General features: G+C 61.7%; 14 protein-coding genes. 10 read left to right on the top strand and 4 right to left on the bottom strand.

All coding sequences use genetic code 11. The features are described from left to right. The first annotated feature begins 547 nt into the window (after positions 1 to 547). On the top strand, positions 548 to 1,603 hold the full coding sequence (locus VJ651_RS23555) for an AI-2E family transporter (protein ID WP_324109767.1): 1,056 nt from the start codon (positions 548 to 550) through the stop codon (positions 1,601 to 1,603). Positions 1,604 to 1,667: 64 nt separating this feature from the next. Here the strand turns inward: VJ651_RS23555 and VJ651_RS23550 are convergent, their stop codons facing one another. The 3 genes from VJ651_RS23550 to VJ651_RS23540 all read right to left on the bottom strand — a co-directional run bounded on the left by VJ651_RS23550 (position 1,668) and on the right by VJ651_RS23540 (position 2,705). After that, entirely contained in the window at positions 1,668 to 2,027 is a 360-nt protein-coding gene (locus tag VJ651_RS23550; RefSeq protein ID WP_292936570.1) for a carboxymuconolactone decarboxylase family protein, read from the bottom strand. A 21-nt stretch (positions 2,028 to 2,048) separates the two neighbouring features. Next, positions 2,049 to 2,252, bottom strand: a complete 204-nt coding sequence (locus VJ651_RS23545; RefSeq protein WP_136418974.1) for a YgaP family membrane protein — start codon at positions 2,250 to 2,252, stop codon at positions 2,049 to 2,051. A 96-nt stretch (positions 2,253 to 2,348) separates the two neighbouring features. Then, positions 2,349 to 2,705 carry an ArsR/SmtB family transcription factor gene (locus VJ651_RS23540; RefSeq protein ID WP_136418975.1) on the bottom strand — a complete coding sequence of 119 codons (357 nt, stop codon included), beginning with the start codon at positions 2,703 to 2,705 and terminating at the stop codon, positions 2,349 to 2,351. Between the two features lie 176 nt (positions 2,706 to 2,881). On the opposite strand from VJ651_RS23540, the gene VJ651_RS23535 reads away from it, so the two are divergent. The 6 genes from VJ651_RS23535 to VJ651_RS23510 all read left to right on the top strand — a co-directional run bounded on the left by VJ651_RS23535 (position 2,882) and on the right by VJ651_RS23510 (position 9,587). Further along, complete coding sequence (locus VJ651_RS23535; protein WP_324109764.1) at positions 2,882 to 3,922, top strand: efflux RND transporter periplasmic adaptor subunit; 1,041 nt, start codon at positions 2,882 to 2,884, stop codon at positions 3,920 to 3,922. 9 nt (positions 3,923 to 3,931) lie between these two features. Beyond that, positions 3,932 to 7,153: an efflux RND transporter permease subunit gene (locus tag VJ651_RS23530; protein ID WP_324109763.1), complete on the top strand. Its 3,222-nt coding sequence runs from the start codon at positions 3,932 to 3,934 to the stop codon at positions 7,151 to 7,153. Positions 7,154 to 7,155: 2 nt separating this feature from the next. Further along, positions 7,156 to 7,365 carry a YgaP family membrane protein gene (locus tag VJ651_RS23525; protein ID WP_136418978.1) on the top strand — a complete coding sequence of 70 codons (210 nt, stop codon included), beginning with the start codon at positions 7,156 to 7,158 and terminating at the stop codon, positions 7,363 to 7,365. A 12-nt stretch (positions 7,366 to 7,377) separates the two neighbouring features. After that, positions 7,378 to 7,806 (top strand): thioredoxin TrxC, encoded by a 429-nt coding sequence (trxC, locus tag VJ651_RS23520; protein ID WP_324109762.1) that lies wholly within the window; start codon positions 7,378 to 7,380, stop codon positions 7,804 to 7,806. A gap of 2 nt (positions 7,807 to 7,808) precedes the next feature. Continuing rightward, positions 7,809 to 9,200 carry a TolC family outer membrane protein gene (locus VJ651_RS23515; protein WP_324109761.1) on the top strand — a complete coding sequence of 464 codons (1,392 nt, stop codon included), beginning with the start codon at positions 7,809 to 7,811 and terminating at the stop codon, positions 9,198 to 9,200. A gap of 180 nt (positions 9,201 to 9,380) precedes the next feature. Further along, positions 9,381 to 9,587, top strand: a complete 207-nt coding sequence (locus tag VJ651_RS23510; protein ID WP_324109760.1) for a hypothetical protein — start codon at positions 9,381 to 9,383, stop codon at positions 9,585 to 9,587. Between the two features lie 239 nt (positions 9,588 to 9,826). Here the strand turns inward: VJ651_RS23510 and VJ651_RS23505 are convergent, their stop codons facing one another. Then, on the bottom strand, positions 9,827 to 12,412 hold the full coding sequence (locus tag VJ651_RS23505; RefSeq protein ID WP_324109759.1) for a bifunctional aconitate hydratase 2/2-methylisocitrate dehydratase: 2,586 nt from the start codon (positions 12,410 to 12,412) through the stop codon (positions 9,827 to 9,829). A 301-nt stretch (positions 12,413 to 12,713) separates the two neighbouring features. Between VJ651_RS23505 and VJ651_RS23500 the strand changes: the two genes are divergently transcribed. From VJ651_RS23500 to VJ651_RS23490, 3 genes are read left to right on the top strand one after another with little or no spacing between them, the layout of a single operon-like run. Then, the gene (locus tag VJ651_RS23500; RefSeq protein ID WP_324109758.1) at positions 12,714 to 13,319 is read left to right on the top strand and encodes a TetR/AcrR family transcriptional regulator; all 606 of its coding nucleotides are present in this window, start codon (positions 12,714 to 12,716) and stop codon (positions 13,317 to 13,319) included. After that, complete coding sequence (locus VJ651_RS23495) at positions 13,316 to 14,467, top strand: efflux RND transporter periplasmic adaptor subunit (protein WP_324109757.1); 1,152 nt, start codon at positions 13,316 to 13,318, stop codon at positions 14,465 to 14,467. The genes VJ651_RS23500 and VJ651_RS23495 overlap by 4 nt, the downstream gene beginning before the upstream one ends. Next, a complete protein-coding gene (locus tag VJ651_RS23490; protein ID WP_324109756.1) occupies positions 14,464 to 15,669 on the top strand; it encodes an ABC transporter permease in 1,206 nt (401 codons plus the stop codon). Before VJ651_RS23495 ends, VJ651_RS23490 begins: the two co-directional genes overlap by 4 nt.

The following is a 15,669-nucleotide window of genomic DNA, read 5'->3' as shown; positions in this document are numbered from 1 at the left end:
CTTGGTAACCTCCGGGCCGGACTTGAAGTCCTGCTGCAAGGCGGTGAACTTGCCGTGATCGGCGGTGGACTTGAAGAGTCTGGCCGGCGGCTGGCCGGTTGCGGCCTGGACCAGAGAGGCGGCGAGGCAGATGCAGGCCGCAGCGGTGAATGCTCGAAAACGCATGACTTTCCCCCTTAAAGAAGCCAAACTGCGCGTCGATGCCATGAGGGTTGCGATTTAATCCCTCATTACGCATATAGTTATATACCCATATGCACTATGTGGGTAAAGCCAGGAATTTGGAAATTTCGATTTCAAATACGTGACATTTCGCTTGCGAATATGTCGTATGAGTAAGAAAAGAAAGTCCCTCTTGATGCGCGGATGGCGAAATGGAACGCCGAGAACAACAAGGAACTCAACACAAGGCACCGCACGGGATGCTGTTGATTAACGGTGGTGTTTAACTTATGGTGATCGCCAGCATATGAAAGCAGTCGTCGCTGACATCGAAGACGCAGCGATGCACCAATGCACCAATGCCCTGTCCGCCCTGGAGAAATCAATGACGCACCCGGAACTGCACGAAAAGACTTTCCTCTTGTTGCTGGTCGTGGTCACGCTGGCGTTCGGATGGATTCTCTTGCCCTTCTATGGCGCGCTGTTCTGGGGTGCCGTGGTGGCGATCCTGTTCGAGCCGATCTATCGGAAGCTGCTGGTTGCCATGCGGCAGAGAAGGAATCTGGCGGCAATCACGACCCTGTTGCTGTTTCTGATCATCGTGATTTTTCCGCTTGCGCTGATTACCGCGGCTTTGGGCAAGGAGGCGACGGCCATCTATCAGCAGATGCGTTCCGGTTCGCTGGATTTCGGGGCGTACCTTCAGCAGGTGATCAACGCCTTGCCATCCTGGCTGATCGGATTGCTGGAACGCTTCGATCTCGGCGACCTGGCGTCCATCCAGAAGAAGCTGTCGGCGGCCGCCGTAGAAGGCAGCCAGTTCATCGCGTCGCAGGCGCTGAATGTCGGGCAGAACACCTTCGGATTCATCGTCGGCGTCGGCATCATGCTTTACCTGATGTTCTTTTTTCTGCGTGATGGCCGGACCCTGACGGCGCGCATAAAGCAGGCGATTCCGCTGAGCACGGAACACAAGCGCTATTTCTTCCTCAAATTCACCACCGTCATCCGCGCCACGGTCAAGGGAAACATCGTTGTCGCCATCGTGCAAGGCGCGCTGGGCGGATTGATTTTCTGGTTTCTCGGCGTTCAGGGGCCGCTCGTGTGGGGCGTGGTGATGGCCTTTCTTTCACTGCTGCCTGCGGTGGGCACGGCCATGGTCTGGGCGCCGGTTGCGGTCTATTTCCTTCTCACCGGATCGATCTGGCAAGGCGTCACCCTGACTGCCTTCGGCGTACTCGTGATCGGCCTGGTCGACAACGTCCTGCGCCCTATCCTCGTCGGCAAGGACACACAGATGCCGGATTACGTGGTGCTGGTCTCGACCCTCGGGGGGATGGCACTCTTCGGCCTGCACGGTTTCGTGATCGGGCCGGTGATCGCCGCCTTGTTCATCGCCGCGTGGGATCTCTTTTCCTCGGATAAAGAGCCGACTCCCTGACGATGTATCGCGCCGTGCCAGGCTTGTTTCTTCACGCCTGACACGGTGCTTCTCGGCGGAATCGCTATGCTGCCGCGGCGGAAAATTCGTCGAAAGCGGCTATCGCGTTGGCGGAATACATGAGCGACGGTCCGCCTCCCATGTAGACGGCCATGCCCAGGGCTTCTTCCACCTCGGCCTTGGTCGCGCCGAGTTTCACCAGCGCCTGCATGTGGAATCCGATGCAGGCATCGCAATGCGCCGCGATGCCGAGCGCCAGTGCGATCAGCTCTTTGGTTTTCTTGTCGAGAGCGCCATCGCGGGATGCGGCGCGCGCCAGGTCGCTGAATCCCTTCATCACATCCGGAAGGTCAGTGCGCAAGGTGGCGAGATTTTTCGAGACCGACTGCGTCAGCTCGCGGTAATTGGGAGGAAATGTGCTCATGCCTGTTCGTTCCTTTGCCGATTACGGTTTTGCATCATTCTTGACGCTGCAGGTGCGCAGCCCGAACGGCATGTAGGCCGGGCAGAAGCCGAATACGCCGGTTGCGAGAGGGATCAGGCCGAGCCAGCCCCACGCCCCGATGGCGCCCAACAAACTGGCAGCGATCAAGGCCAGGCCAAACACGACGCGCAAAACGCGGTCGATACCGCCTACATTCGACTTCATGTCATCTCTCCATCAGGTAAAAAATCAAACAGGACATACCCCGAATACACGGAAGTTCAACAAGTGCATGCCTTTGCCTGACATGCGCCGGGATATCTACCGACGCTTGGTACGCGCGGCCGTCTGAATGAACGGCTGCCGTTCGCGGGCGTGCTGCTCGAACTGGCGGGCGATGCTGCCGCAGACCAGGTCGCACAACGCATAGACCGATTCGTCGGCGATACGGTAATAGACACTGGTGCCTCGGTTCTCACGCGCAACCAAGCCGTGCTTGCTGAGGATCGCCAGATGCCGGGAGATATTTGCCGATGTGTATTCACACAACTCGGCCAGCTCTCCCACGTTGCGTTCCCCGCTTCGCAGGAGCGTGAGAATGCGCAAACGCGTGGGCTCGGAGAGCGCCTGGAAATAGGACGCTACCTGATCCAGCGCTTCCAGAGGTAAATCTTGCATATTGGATACCGATGAACAATTAAAGGGTTTCATTCTGCCTCAGCAATTCGGCCCTGTACACACGTTTGTCTATTAAGGTGCTTGCGTATTTAATTAACTGGTTACATAATAACAGAGAAAAATTCAAATGCCAATCATCCGAGCGGCATTTGCACCACATGCATCTGGAGAAGGATATGTTGAAGAAAACCCTGTTCGGTCTGTTGATCGCCGCCCTTGTGGTCCATGCATCCGGCGCAGCGCCGGCGCAGGACGGCTTGGCGACGGTGACCGTCCAGTCGACCGGGGGCGCAGAGGCATCCCCTTACGACGGCGTTGTCGAGGCGGTGCGTCAGACCGTCCTGGCGGCACAAGTGCCCGGCGCTGTCGTCGCCCTTTCCGTCAAGGCCGGCGACGTGGTCAAGGAAGGCCAGGTGCTGGTGCGCATTGATGCACGCGCCGCAACGCAAAACAGTGCCGCCAGCGAAGCACAGGTGCAGGCAGCGCGCTCCGCACTGGAAGTGGCGACCAAGGACTATCAACGCCAGCAGCAGCTCTTCCAGAAGCAATACATCAGCCAGGCCGCGCTCGAACGCGCCGAAGCACAGTATCGCGCGACCTCAGCCCAATTGAAGGCGCAAATCGCCCAGGCGAGCGCCGCGAATATCCAGTCCGGCTTCTATGCGGTCAAGGCGCCATACGCAGGCGTGGTCGCGGATGTGCCGATTACCTTGGGTGACATGGCCATGCCGGGACGCCCGCTTCTGACCCTGTACGACCCGGGCGCGCTGCGTGTGACGGCAGCCGTGCCTCAGACGGCGCTGGGACGCGTCGCCGCAGGCCAAGCGGCCAAGATTGAGTTGCCAAGCCTTCCCGCGGACCGGCAGTGGCTGACACGGCCGCAGGTGCAGGTGCTGCCGACCATCGACGCCGGGACGCATTCGGCGCAGGTGCGAGTCGATCTTCCCGCAGATGTGAAAGGCGTCACTCCCGGCATGTTTGCCCGCGTGTGGCTGCCCTCGCAAGCCGCAGCTTCCGGACGCTTGTATGTGCCAAGCGCGGCGATCGTACGGCGCGCCGAAATGACCGGCCTCTATGTCATCGATTCCAATGGGCGGCCGGTCTTGCGCCAGGTGCGGCTCGGGCGCGTGGAAAATGATCGGGTCGAAATCCTGTCTGGCGTCGCACACGGAGAACGCGTGGTGATCGATCCGCAGGCAGCCGCACGCGTGCGCTAAGGACCGACGATGAACGTACAGCTTGGTATTTCCGGCCGCATCGCGGCATTTTTTCAGAGCGCAAGGATCACGCCCTTGCTGGCGCTGGCGGCACTCCTGCTCGGCGCCTTCGCCGTGATCGTCACGCCGCGCGAGGAGGAACCCCAGATCAACGTGACGATGGCAAACGTGCTGATCCCCTTCCCCGGTGCTTCGGCGCGCGACGTGGAGCAGATGGTCGCCACGCCGGCCGAACAGGTCCTGTCGCAGATTGCCGGCATTGAACACGTGATGTCGGTCTCGCGACCCGGCGTTGCGATCCTCACCGTGCAATACAAGGTCGGCGTGCCGCGCACCGAAGCGCTGGTGCGCCTGTACGATACGGTTCACTCGAACGCCGACTGGCTGCCCAGGGGCTTGGGCGTGCTCGATCCGATCATCAAGCCCAAGGGCATCGACGACGTGCCGATTGTCACCTTCACCTTGTTCAGCAAGAAGGCCGACACCGGTGCTTACGATCTTGAACGCATCGCGCACAGCATCGAGGCCGATCTCAAGCGCGTCCCCGGCACACGGGAAGTGACAACGATCGGTGGACCGGGCCGCGCAATCCTGGTCGAACTGGACCCGGCCCGCATGGCCGGCTCCGGCGTCACCGTGTCGGACCTGCGCATGGCGCTGCAGTCGGCCAATCTCGGCTTGCCGGTGGGCGAACTGCTGTCCGGCAATCGCGCCGTCGAGGTCGAATCCGGACCGTTCCTGAAGGATGCCCGTGAGGTTGGCGAACTGGTGGTCGCGGCACGCGACGGCAAGCCGGTATTCCTGCAGGACGTGGCTGCCGTGCGCGATGGCCCCTTGCCGCCTGCGCGCTATGTCTGGCACGGTGTCGCCGGAAAGGATGGCGGCGAATATCCGGCCGTGAGCATCGCCATTACAAAGAAACCGGGCGAGAACGCCATCGACGTAGCCAATGCCTTGATGCGCCGTGTCGACGTGTTGAAGAACACCGTGATTCCGGCCGACGTGCAGGTCGCGGAAACACGCAATTACGGCGCTACCGCCAACGACAAGGCGCAGAAGCTGATCCAGAAGCTGCTGTTCGCCACTTTGTCGGTGGTCGCACTGGTTTTCATTGCGCTGGGAAAACGCGAGGCGGCCATTGTCGGCAGCGCCGTGATCCTGACTCTGACCGTGACGCTGTTCGCGTCCTGGGCCTGGGGATTCACGCTGAATCGCGTGTCCCTGTTCGCCCTGATCTTCTCGATCGGCATCCTGGTCGATGACGCCATCGTGGTGGTGGAGAACATCCACCGTCATCAGCAACTAGCGCCCGGCCGGCCGCTGGCGGAAATCATTCCGCACGCGGTCGATGAAGTGGGTGGCCCGACCATACTCGCAACGCTGACCGTGATCGCCGCGCTCCTTCCGATGGCTTTCGTGACTGGGCTGATGGGGCCGTACATGAGCCCGATTCCGATCAACGCGAGCATGGGCATGCTGCTTTCGCTCGCGATTGCCTTCGTGGTCACGCCGTGGCTGGCGCGGATCTGGATGAAGACGACGCACGGAACTTCCCACGATGAAGCGCCGCACGGTCTGTCCGCACGGCTGGCGCCGCTGTTCCAGCGCATCTTCCGCCCCTTTCTCGACGACACGCGCGGCAAGCGCAACCGGCGCCTGCTGGGGCTCGGTATCGCGGGCCTGATCGCGCTGTCCATGCTATTGCCGGCAGCCGGACTTGTGCTGCTGAAGATGCTCCCCTTCGACAACAAGTCGGAGTTCCAGGTCGTGGTCGACATGCCGGCCGGAACGCCGCTGGAACAGACAGCGGCTGCCTTGCATGAACTCGGCGTCTATCTGGCCACCGTGCCTGAAGTCACCGACTACCAGGCCTACGCCGGGACGGCCGCGCCGATCAATTTCAACGGGCTGGTGCGCCAGTATTACCTGCGCTCCGGCGGCGACATCGGCGACATCCAGGTCAACCTGGTGGACAAGCATCACCGCGACGAGCAAAGCCATGCGATTGCGACACGACTGCGCCCCGCCCTGCAGAAGATCGGCCAGCGCTTTGGCGCGAATGTAAAAGTGGTGGAGGTGCCGCCCGGTCCGCCGGTCCTGGCCCCGATCGTGGCGGAAATCTACGGCCCGGAAGCGGAAGGCCGCCGGCAGATGGCCAAGGCGGTGCGTGCGGTATTCAACAAGACAGCCGGCGTGGTGGATGTCGACGACAGCAGCATCGCCATGGCGCCGAAGACCGTGCTGCTGGTCGATCGCCGCAAGGCCGCATTGCTCGGCGTGCCGCAGCAGGCGATCGTGAGCACGTTGCGCGCCGGACTGGCGGGCGAAAGCGCGACCTATCTGCATGACGACAGCAAGTATCCCGCGGCCGCGATCCTGCAGCTCCCGGCCGATCGCCACGGCGACCTCGACGCGCTGCTCCAGCTTTCGGTGCGCTCCGCCTCCGGCAAGCTGGTGCCGATCCGCGAACTGGTGAACGCCAGCGATACCCTTCGTGAACAGCCGGTGTATCACAAGGATCTGCTGCCAGTGAATTACGCGGTGGCCGACATGGCCGGCAAGATCGACAGCCCGCTGTATGGCATGTTCTCGATGCGCAAGGAGCTGTCCGCGCTTTCCTCGCCGAGCGGCGGCGGACTGATGGAGTACTTCATCAGGCAACCGGAGGACCCATACCGCGACTATGCGATCAAATGGGACGGCGAATGGCAGATCACGTATGAGACCTTCCGCGACATGGGCGCCGCCTATGCGGTCGGGCTGATCCTGATTTATCTGCTGGTCGTCGCGCAGTTCGGCTCCTACCTGACGCCGCTGATCATCATGGCGCCGATTCCGCTGACCATCATCGGCGTGATGCCGGGGCACGCCCTGCTCGGCGCGCAGTACACCGCCACCAGCATGATCGGCATGATCGCGCTGGCCGGCATCATCGTGCGCAATTCGATCCTGCTGGTGGACTTCATCAACCTGCAGGTGCGCGCCGGCATGCCGTTCAAGGACGCGGTGGTCAACTCGGCCATCACGCGTGCGCAGCCCATCATGCTGACCGGTCTGGCTGCGATGCTGGGCGCGTTCTTCATCCTGGACGATCCGATCTTCAACGGGCTGGCGATCTCGCTGATTTTCGGCATCCTGGTGTCCACCATGCTGACGCTGGTGGTGATTCCCCTGCTGTACTTCGTCGCTTATCGCAATCGTTTGACTTTCATTACTCAACAAGGAGATTGATCATGACTTCCTGGCAAATCGTTCGTGTCGTCGCCGGCACATTCATCCTGCTCTCGCTGGCGCTGGGCATTCCCGGCAGCCCGATCTTCGTCAGCCAGTGGTGGCTTGCGTTTACGGCATTCGTCGGCGCCAACCTGCTGCAAAGCGGGTTCACCAACTGGTGCATGATGGAGACCATCCTGCGCAAGCTGGGTGCGCGCCGGGGCTGCTAAAGGGAGACGATCATGCATCTCGTCTGCCCGGCGTGCGCAGCCGTGAACCGCGTTCCCGAGGAGCGATTGCAGGACAACCCGGTGTGCGGCAAATGTGGCACCGCCCTGATGGCTGCCGAGCCGGTCGCCCTCAGCGACGCGACCCTGCCGATATTCGTAGCGAAAACAGAACTTCCGGTCCTGGTTGACTTCTGGGCGGACTGGTGCGGCCCGTGCAAGATGATGGCGCCGCAGTTTGCCGCCGCCGCGCGCCAGATGCCCCGCGTGCGCTTCGCCAAGGTTGACACCGAAGCCTGCCCGCGCGCCAGCATGAGCTACGGAATACGCAGTATCCCTACCCTGATCCTGTTCAGCGGCGGGCGCGAGATCGACCGCCTGTCGGGCGCGGTTCCTGCGCAGGAACTCATCACCTGGGTACGAAGCCACTTTGAGAAAGGCTGATCATGAAGCGCGCAAGTTCCGCCCTGTTGTCCGTGCTGCTGGCGCTGGCCGTGCAAGCCTCGCATGGCACGACGCTGCGCGAGGCATGGGAACGGGCACAACAGCACGACCGTGAATATGCCGCGGCGCGGGCCGCGTATGAAGCCGGCAATACACGGCGCGAGCAGGCGCGTGCCTTGTGGCGTCCCTCCGTGATGCTGAGCGCGGCCGCCGGCCGGATGAGCAATGACAGCCATGCTGCGGGCGCACAGTTTTCCGCGCCGGGGTTCGGCCAGTCCTCCGGGGTAAGCTTCGACACCTCCATCGACAACGGCACGATGGAACGCTATACCCTGTCCGCGAAGCAGCCGCTGATCAGTCGCGAACGGCTCGCGCAAAGCCGCCAGCTTTCCCTGTCTGCGGACGTGGCGGAAGCGGAATGGCAGAACGCGCGCCAGTCCCTCATGCTGCGCGTGTCTGAGCGCTATTTCGACGTGGTGCTCGCATCGGACACCCTGCGCCTGCTGCGCCAGCAGGACATGGCCGTGGAACGCATGCTGAATGAAGCCAGGGACCGCTACAAGCTCGGCACTTCGCCGATCACCGACACGCACGAAGCGCAGGCGCGCGCCGAGACGGTCAAGGCGCAGGTCCTGATGGCCGAGACCGACCTGCAGATCAAGCAGCTCGCGTTCACCGACCTGACCGGCATCGGGCCGAACGACATGGCCCTGATGCAGCCGAATGCGGACTCCGCGCCGCAAGGCTTGCTGCCGTTCGACCATTGGCTCAAGGCGGCGGACCAGAACAATCCTGCGCTGCGCATGCAGGCCAAGGGCCTGGAGGCCGCGGAAGAAGAAGCGGCAAAGCACAGCGCCGCAGGCGCGCCCTCGCTCGATCTCGTGGCGCAGATGGGCCGCGACCGGCTGCATGGCAGCGGCGACTATGGCAGCGCCGAAAACACGAGCAGCAACCGCATGATCGGCGTGCAGCTCAACATTCCCTTATTCACCGGCGGCTATCGCAGCGCAAAGCATGAAGAAGCGCTGCACATGGTCGACAAGGCACGCGCCGACGGCGACCGGTTGCGCCAACAGATCGCACTGCAGACACGTTCCGCATGGCTCGGCATCACGACCGGAGCCAGCCGTGTGGCGGCGCTGGAACAGGCGCGCAAGGCCAGCCTCGCGCGGCTTGACGCCACCCGCCTCGGCCGCGAGGTCGGCGACCGCACCACACTCGATCTGCTCAATGCAGAGAATGAGGCGACGGCTGCCGAACTGGCGCTGCTGCAGGCGCGAGTCGCGCTCGTGACGGACCGCTTGCACCTTGCCGCGCTGGCAGGCAGCCTGGATGAAGCCGAACTGGAATCGGTAAGCAAGCTGGTCCAGCGACCTGCCACGCAGCGGCAGTAAAGCATCCGGGGTAAAGCGAATGAGCGTGTCCTGATGCATTGCCGTCGTGGCCGGAACATTATGGATGTCCATGGAATGCGCGGAAAGCATCGAACATGCTTTGTTGATCTCCGTGTTTTCCGTGGACAAGGGCTAGGTCTGTCGAACCAGGCGCTCTAGGCTAAGCTAGGCGATCACTGCTTGCGCCTCAAAGCGCGCTCTGTAAGCAACGTTAAGCGAACCTTCGTCATCGGCGCGCGCGACAGCCATCACGCGCACTCCGTTCTGCGCTTCTATGTTGGCGTGCCCTTCCAGTTCCGTGATGGCGCCTGCGTCGAGTCCTGCCGCTTCCGCAATGGTTCGCAGCGCCCCCTTTTACACAACGAATCGTTCGGTCACCAAGCATAACGATCGATTCGGTGCGCCGAGTCGCTGCGGCACAGGTGGCGTCTTGCAGGGTCATCGCATCGGTTAGGCCAGTATCCGCAGCTTCGATCAGAACCCGGAACGTCAGCTCGTACACGTACAGGCGGAATTTCGCAAGATTATTGGGAGTGGACGAAAAAAAGGCAAGACCCGCATCACGAGTCTTGCCTTGCATCCGTGCCCGCCTGCGCATGTTGTCATGCGCAGGTCAGTCGTCAGATTCAGACCTTGACGGTATCCGCAACTTCGCGGAATTCCTCGATCTTGTCGAAGTTCATGTACTTGTAGATATCGGCGGCATTCTTGTCGATGATGCCGATATTTGCCATGTACTCTTCCTTCGTCGGAATCTTCCCGAGCATTGCGCAGACAGCCGCCAGTTCAGCCGAGCCGAGGAAGACGCGCGTATCCAGACCGAGACGGTTCGGGAAGTTGCGGGTCGAGGTCGACATCGCGGTCGAACCCTTGCGGATCTGCGCCTGGTTACCCATGCACAGCGAGCAGCCCGGCATTTCCATGCGGGCGCCGGTGCGGCCGAGCGTGCCGTAATGGCCTTCGTTGGTCAGCACCTGCTGGTCCATCTTGGTCGGCGGAGCGATCCACAGGCGAACCGGAATATCGGTCTTGCCTTCGAGGAGCTTGGACGCTGCGCGGAAGTGGCCGATGTTGGTCATGCAGGAACCGACGAACACTTCGTCGATCTTTTCGCCGGAGACTTCGGACAGGGTCTTCACATCGTCCGGATCGTTCGGGCAGGCGACGATCGGCTCGCTGATATCGGCCAGATCGATTTCGATCACGGCGGCGTACTCGGCATCGGCGTCGGCCTTCAGCAGTTCCGGCTTGGCCAGCCATGCTTCCATTGCCTTGATGCGGCGTTCCAGCGTGCGCTTGTCCTGGTAGCCGTTCGCAATCATCCACTTCATCAGCGTGATGTTGGAATTCATGTATTCCATGATCGGCTCTTTGTCGAGGTGCACCGTGCAACCTGCGGCGGAACGCTCGGCGGACGCGTCGGACAGCTCGAATGCCTGCTCGACCTTCAGCTTCGGCAAGCCTTCGATTTCGAGAATGCGGCCGGAGAAGATGTTCTTCTTGCCCTTCTTCTCGACCGTCAGCATGCCCTGGCGGATCGCGTACAGCGGGATCGCGTTGACCAGGTCACGCAAGGTCACGCCGGGCTTCATTTCGCCCTTGAAGCGGACCAGTACCGATTCCGGCATGTCGAGCGGCATGACGCCGGTAGCTGCAGCGAACGCGACCAGGCCGGAGCCTGCCGGGAACGAGATACCGATCGGGAAACGGGTGTGCGAGTCGCCGCCGGTGCCGACGGTATCCGGCAGCAGCAGGCGGTTCAGCCAGGAGTGGATCACGCCGTCGCCCGGGCGCAGCGACACACCGCCGCGGTTGGAGATGAAGGTCGGCAGTTCGTGATGCATCTTCACGTCGACCAGCTTCGGATAAGCGGCGGTGTGGCAGAAGGATTGCATGACGAGGTCGGCGGAGAAGCCGAGGCAAGCCAGGTCCTTCAACTCGTCGCGGGTCATCGGGCCGGTGGTGTCTTGCGAGCCGACGGTGGTCATCTTCGGTTCGCAGTAAGTGCCCGGGCGAATGCCCTTGCGTTCCGGCAGACCGCATGCACGGCCAACCATCTTCTGCGCCAGCGAGTAGCCCTTGCCCGAATCGGACGGATTCTGCGGCAGGCGGAACAGCGTGGACGGCGGCAGGCCGAGTGCTTCGCGCGCCTTGGCGGTCAGGCCGCGGCCGATGATCAGCGGAATGCGGCCGCCGGCGCGCACTTCGTCGAACAGCACGTCGGACTTGACCTTGAATTCGGAGATGACTTCGCCGTTCTTCAGTGCCTTGCCTTCGAACGGACGCAGTTCGATCACGTCGCCCATGTCCATCTTGGACACGTCGAGTTCGATCGGCAATGCGCCGGCATCTTCCATCGTGTTGTAGAAAATCGGAGCGATCTTGTTGCCGAGGCAGACGCCGCCGAAACGCTTGTTCGGGATGAAGGGAATGTCTTCGCCGGTGAACCACAGCACGGAGTTGGTTGCGGACTTGCGGGAAGAGCCGGTGCCGACCACGTCGCCGACGTAGGCGACCAGGTTGCCCTTGGCTTTCAGCGCGTCGATCTGCTTGATCGGGCCAACCTTGCCCGGCTCGTCGGCGTTGATGCCCGGACGCGGGTTCTTCAGCATGGCCAGCGCGTGCATCGGGATGTCGGGACGGGTCGTCGCATCGGGTGCGGGCGACAGATCGTCGGTGTTGGTTTCGCCGGTGACCTTGAACACGGTCAGAGTCAGGCTTTGCGGGACTTCAGGACGGGAGGTGAACCACTCCGCATCGGCCCAGGATTGCACCACGGCCTTGGCGTTGGCGCTGCCCTTGTCGGCCAGTTCCTTCACGTCGTGGAAATAGTCGAACATCAGCAGGGTCTTCTTCAGGCCCTCGGCAGCAACGGCGCCCACTTCGGCATCGTTGAGCAGATCGATCATCGGCTTGATGTTGAAGCCGCCGAGCATCGTGCCCAGCAACTGGGTTGCTGTCTTGCGCGAAATCAGCGCGCAGGTTTCCGTGCCCTTGGCGACTTTTTCCAGGAACGCCGCCTTGATCTTCGCAGCGTCATCCACACCAGCGGGAACGCGGTGGGTGATCAGGTCGACCAGGAACTTTTCCTCGCCGGCCGGCGGGTTCTTCAGCAATGCCACCAGCTCTTCTGTCTGTTTTGCGGACAGCGGCAGCGGAGGAATGCCGAGCGCGGCGCGTTCGGCGACGTGTTGACGGTAGGCTTCTAACATGGGGTTCCGATAAGTTGGTTTGTTGGAAAAAGCGGCTCATGTCCTTGTTTCATATGCCCGGGGTACAGACAAATGAAATGAGGCTTACCCGAATTATACTTCCGTTCCGCCAAGTCTTCTATAAGACATAAGACTTTTCTTTGAAGAATTTCGTTATGTTAATGTTATTAAAGCTGGGCCGCATGATTCAAACTGTGTGATGGGTTTCGCCATGCTCATGGTTGTGAATGATGTTTACGCCTTGCCATTTTTTGGCTTTGATTTAAGATAGTAATCAATTACTTGCCTAAATGGAGCGCACATGGACCCACGTCCCAAGCTGCCCGCCGATGAGCGGCGCGCCGTGACAGTCGAAGCCGTGGTCGAGTTGGCCGGTTCGCAAAACCCCAGTGAAATCACCACTGCTGCCATCGCAAAGCACATGAAACTGACGCAGGGCGCGCTATTCCGGCACTTCCCGACCAAGGATTCGATCTGGCAGGCCGTCATGGAGTGGGTCGCCGAGCGGCTCCTGGCGCGCATCGATCAATCGGCCCGGGGGATCGAATCCCCCCTGGCGGCCATGGAGGCGATGTTTATGGCGCACATCGATTTCGTGGTCGATCATCCGGGCGCACCCCGGATGATCTTCGGAGAGCTCCAGCGCGCCGATTCAACGCCGGCAAAGCAGATGGTGCAGACCTTGATTCAGCGTTATGGCGAACGCCTTAATCGGCTTATTGAAAAAGGAAAAGCACGTGGCGAACTGTCGGCCTCCCTCGATAGCGATGCCGCGGCGATCCTGTTCATCGGCACGATTCAGGGGCTGGTCATGCAATCATTGCTGGCCGGAGACGTGCAGCGCATGAGACGCGATGCGCCGCGCGTATTTGCGATTTATCGCCGCGGGATCGGGAGCGCACAATGAAACGCCTACCCATGCAGAAGCGCACACTGGCGCTGCTGGCAGTGCTTGTTCCACTGCTTGTCCTGTTTATCTACGTCGGCTTGCGATCCGGCCCGCTCGCACCGATCGCCGTGACAGTCGTTACCGTGGAGTCACGGGCCGTTACGCCGGCACTGTTCGGTATCGGAACGGTGGAGGCGCGCTACACCTACAAGATCGGCCCAACCTTTGCCGGCCGCGTCAAACGGCTGGACGTCCATGTGGGCGACCAGGTCAAAGCCGGCCAGGTGCTGGGTGAGATGGATCCCGTCGATCTCGATGATCGGGTTCGCTCGCAGGAATCTGCCTCCAGGCACGCGCAGGCCGTCTTGCGCGAAGCGGAAGCACGGCAGGACTATGCGCAGGCGCAGGTGCGCCGCTATGAACAGTTGTTCAAGGTGCGCTTTGTCAGCGAGGAAATCGTCACGACGAAGCGGCAAGAATTGCAGATTGCGGAAGCCGCGCTGTCGGCAGCCCGGGAAGAATTTGCGCGAACACGTTCCGACCGCGACGCGCTGACCGCGCAGAGAAGCAACGTGCGCCTGATTGCTCCGGTCGATGGCGTGGTCGCGTTGCGGGACGCCGATCCGGGCACCACCGCTGTCGCCGGCCAGTCGGTCGTCGAGATCATCGACCCCAAGAGTCTGTGGATCAACCTGCGCTTCGATCAGATCGGAGCGGCGGGGCTCGCGGCCGGATTGCCGGCCCGAATCACCCTGCGCTCGCGCGACGGTCTGACCTTGAAAGGCCGTGTGCTGCGCATTGAACCCAAGGCCGATGCGATCACTGAAGAAATGCTTGCGAAAGTGGTCTTCGATGCCCTGCCCCAGCCATTGCCGCCCATTGGCGAACTGGCTGAGGTCACCGTCGATTTGCCGGCACTTCCTGCCGCCGCCGCGATTCCCAATGCTGCAGTACGGAGAGACGGCAACAGGACCGGCGTCTGGCGGGTCGTCGATGGCGACCTGCGCTTTTCCCCTCTCAAGCTGGGCGCTTCCGACCTGGACGGCTACGTGCAGGTGCGCGACGGTCTTCAGGTCAATGATCGTGTGGTCGCCTACAGCGAAAAGGCGCTGACCGCGCGCAGCCGTATTCACGTGCTCGACCGCATGCCGGGAGTACCGCGATGATCAGCCTGGCCGGCCGCGACATTTTGCACGCCTGGGGAAAATTTGTTTTCACCGGCGTCGGCCTCGGTCTGCTGATCGGCGTGACGCTGGTCATGGCCGGGGTATACCGGGGAATGGTGGACGATGGCAAAGCCTTGCTTGACAACAGCGGCGCCGACCTCTGGGTTGTGCAAAAGGATACGCTCGGCCCTTATGCGGAATCTTCCAGTCTCAACGACGATGTGGTTCGCACCATCCGGGCGATGCCGGGCGTCGCCCATGCGGCGAATGTGACTTACCTGACGATGCAGGTGCGCAGGGGCGAGAGCGACGTGCGCACCATGGTGGTGGGCATTGCGCCCGGCGAACCGGGAAGGACGCCGGGCTGGCCGCTCTACCTGACGGCCGGGCGTCACATCACGCGCGGTCATTTTGAAGCGGTAGCCGACGGCGCCACCGGCTTCGCCTTGGGGGACCGTATTGTCATCCGCCGCAATCGATATACCGTGGTAGGCCTGACGCGGCGCATGGTGTCGTCCAGCGGCGATCCGATGGTATTCATTCCGCTCAAGGACGCGCAGGAAGCGCAATTCCTCAAGGACAACGACGCCATCTGGCAAAGCCGGCGCCGCAGCGAGGCCAATCCTGCCTTCAACCGCCCCGGCGTTCCCGGCCTCCTGGACGCGGTCATCGCCTCGCAAAGCACCAATGCGTTCGTCAATGCGGTGCTGGTAACGTTGCAACCGGCCCACGCGCCGGAGGAAGTCGCGGAATCCATCCGGCGCTGGAAGCGCTTGACGGTCTACACGCGCACGCAGATGGAAGGTATCCTCGTTGGCAAGCTCATCTCCACCTCGGCAAAACAAATCGGCATGTTCCTGGTGATCCTCGCCGTCGTCAGCGCGGCCATCGTCGCTTTCATCATCTATACACTGACCATGGACAAGATCCGGGAGATCGCCGTGCTGAAACTCATTGGCACGCGTAATCGCACCATCGCCGCAATGATCATGCAACAGGCAATCGCGCTGGGCGTGATCGGCTTCGTGGTCGGCAAGATCGCCGCGACCTTTTCCGCGCCGCTCTTCCCCAAATATGTGCTGCTGATGCCGCTCGATTCGGTGCTTGGCTTCTTCGCCGTGCTTGCGATCTGCGTTGTCGCCAGTGTGGTCGCCATCCGTATGGCGCTCAAGGTCGATCCCGCCGAAGCAATTGGAGGCTGA

Origin of the sequence: Noviherbaspirillum sp. (genome assembly GCF_035254865.1) — a bacterium.
Classification (GTDB): Bacteria; Pseudomonadota; Gammaproteobacteria; order Burkholderiales; family Burkholderiaceae_D; genus Noviherbaspirillum.
This window is presented reverse-complemented; position numbering and strand designations above follow the sequence as displayed.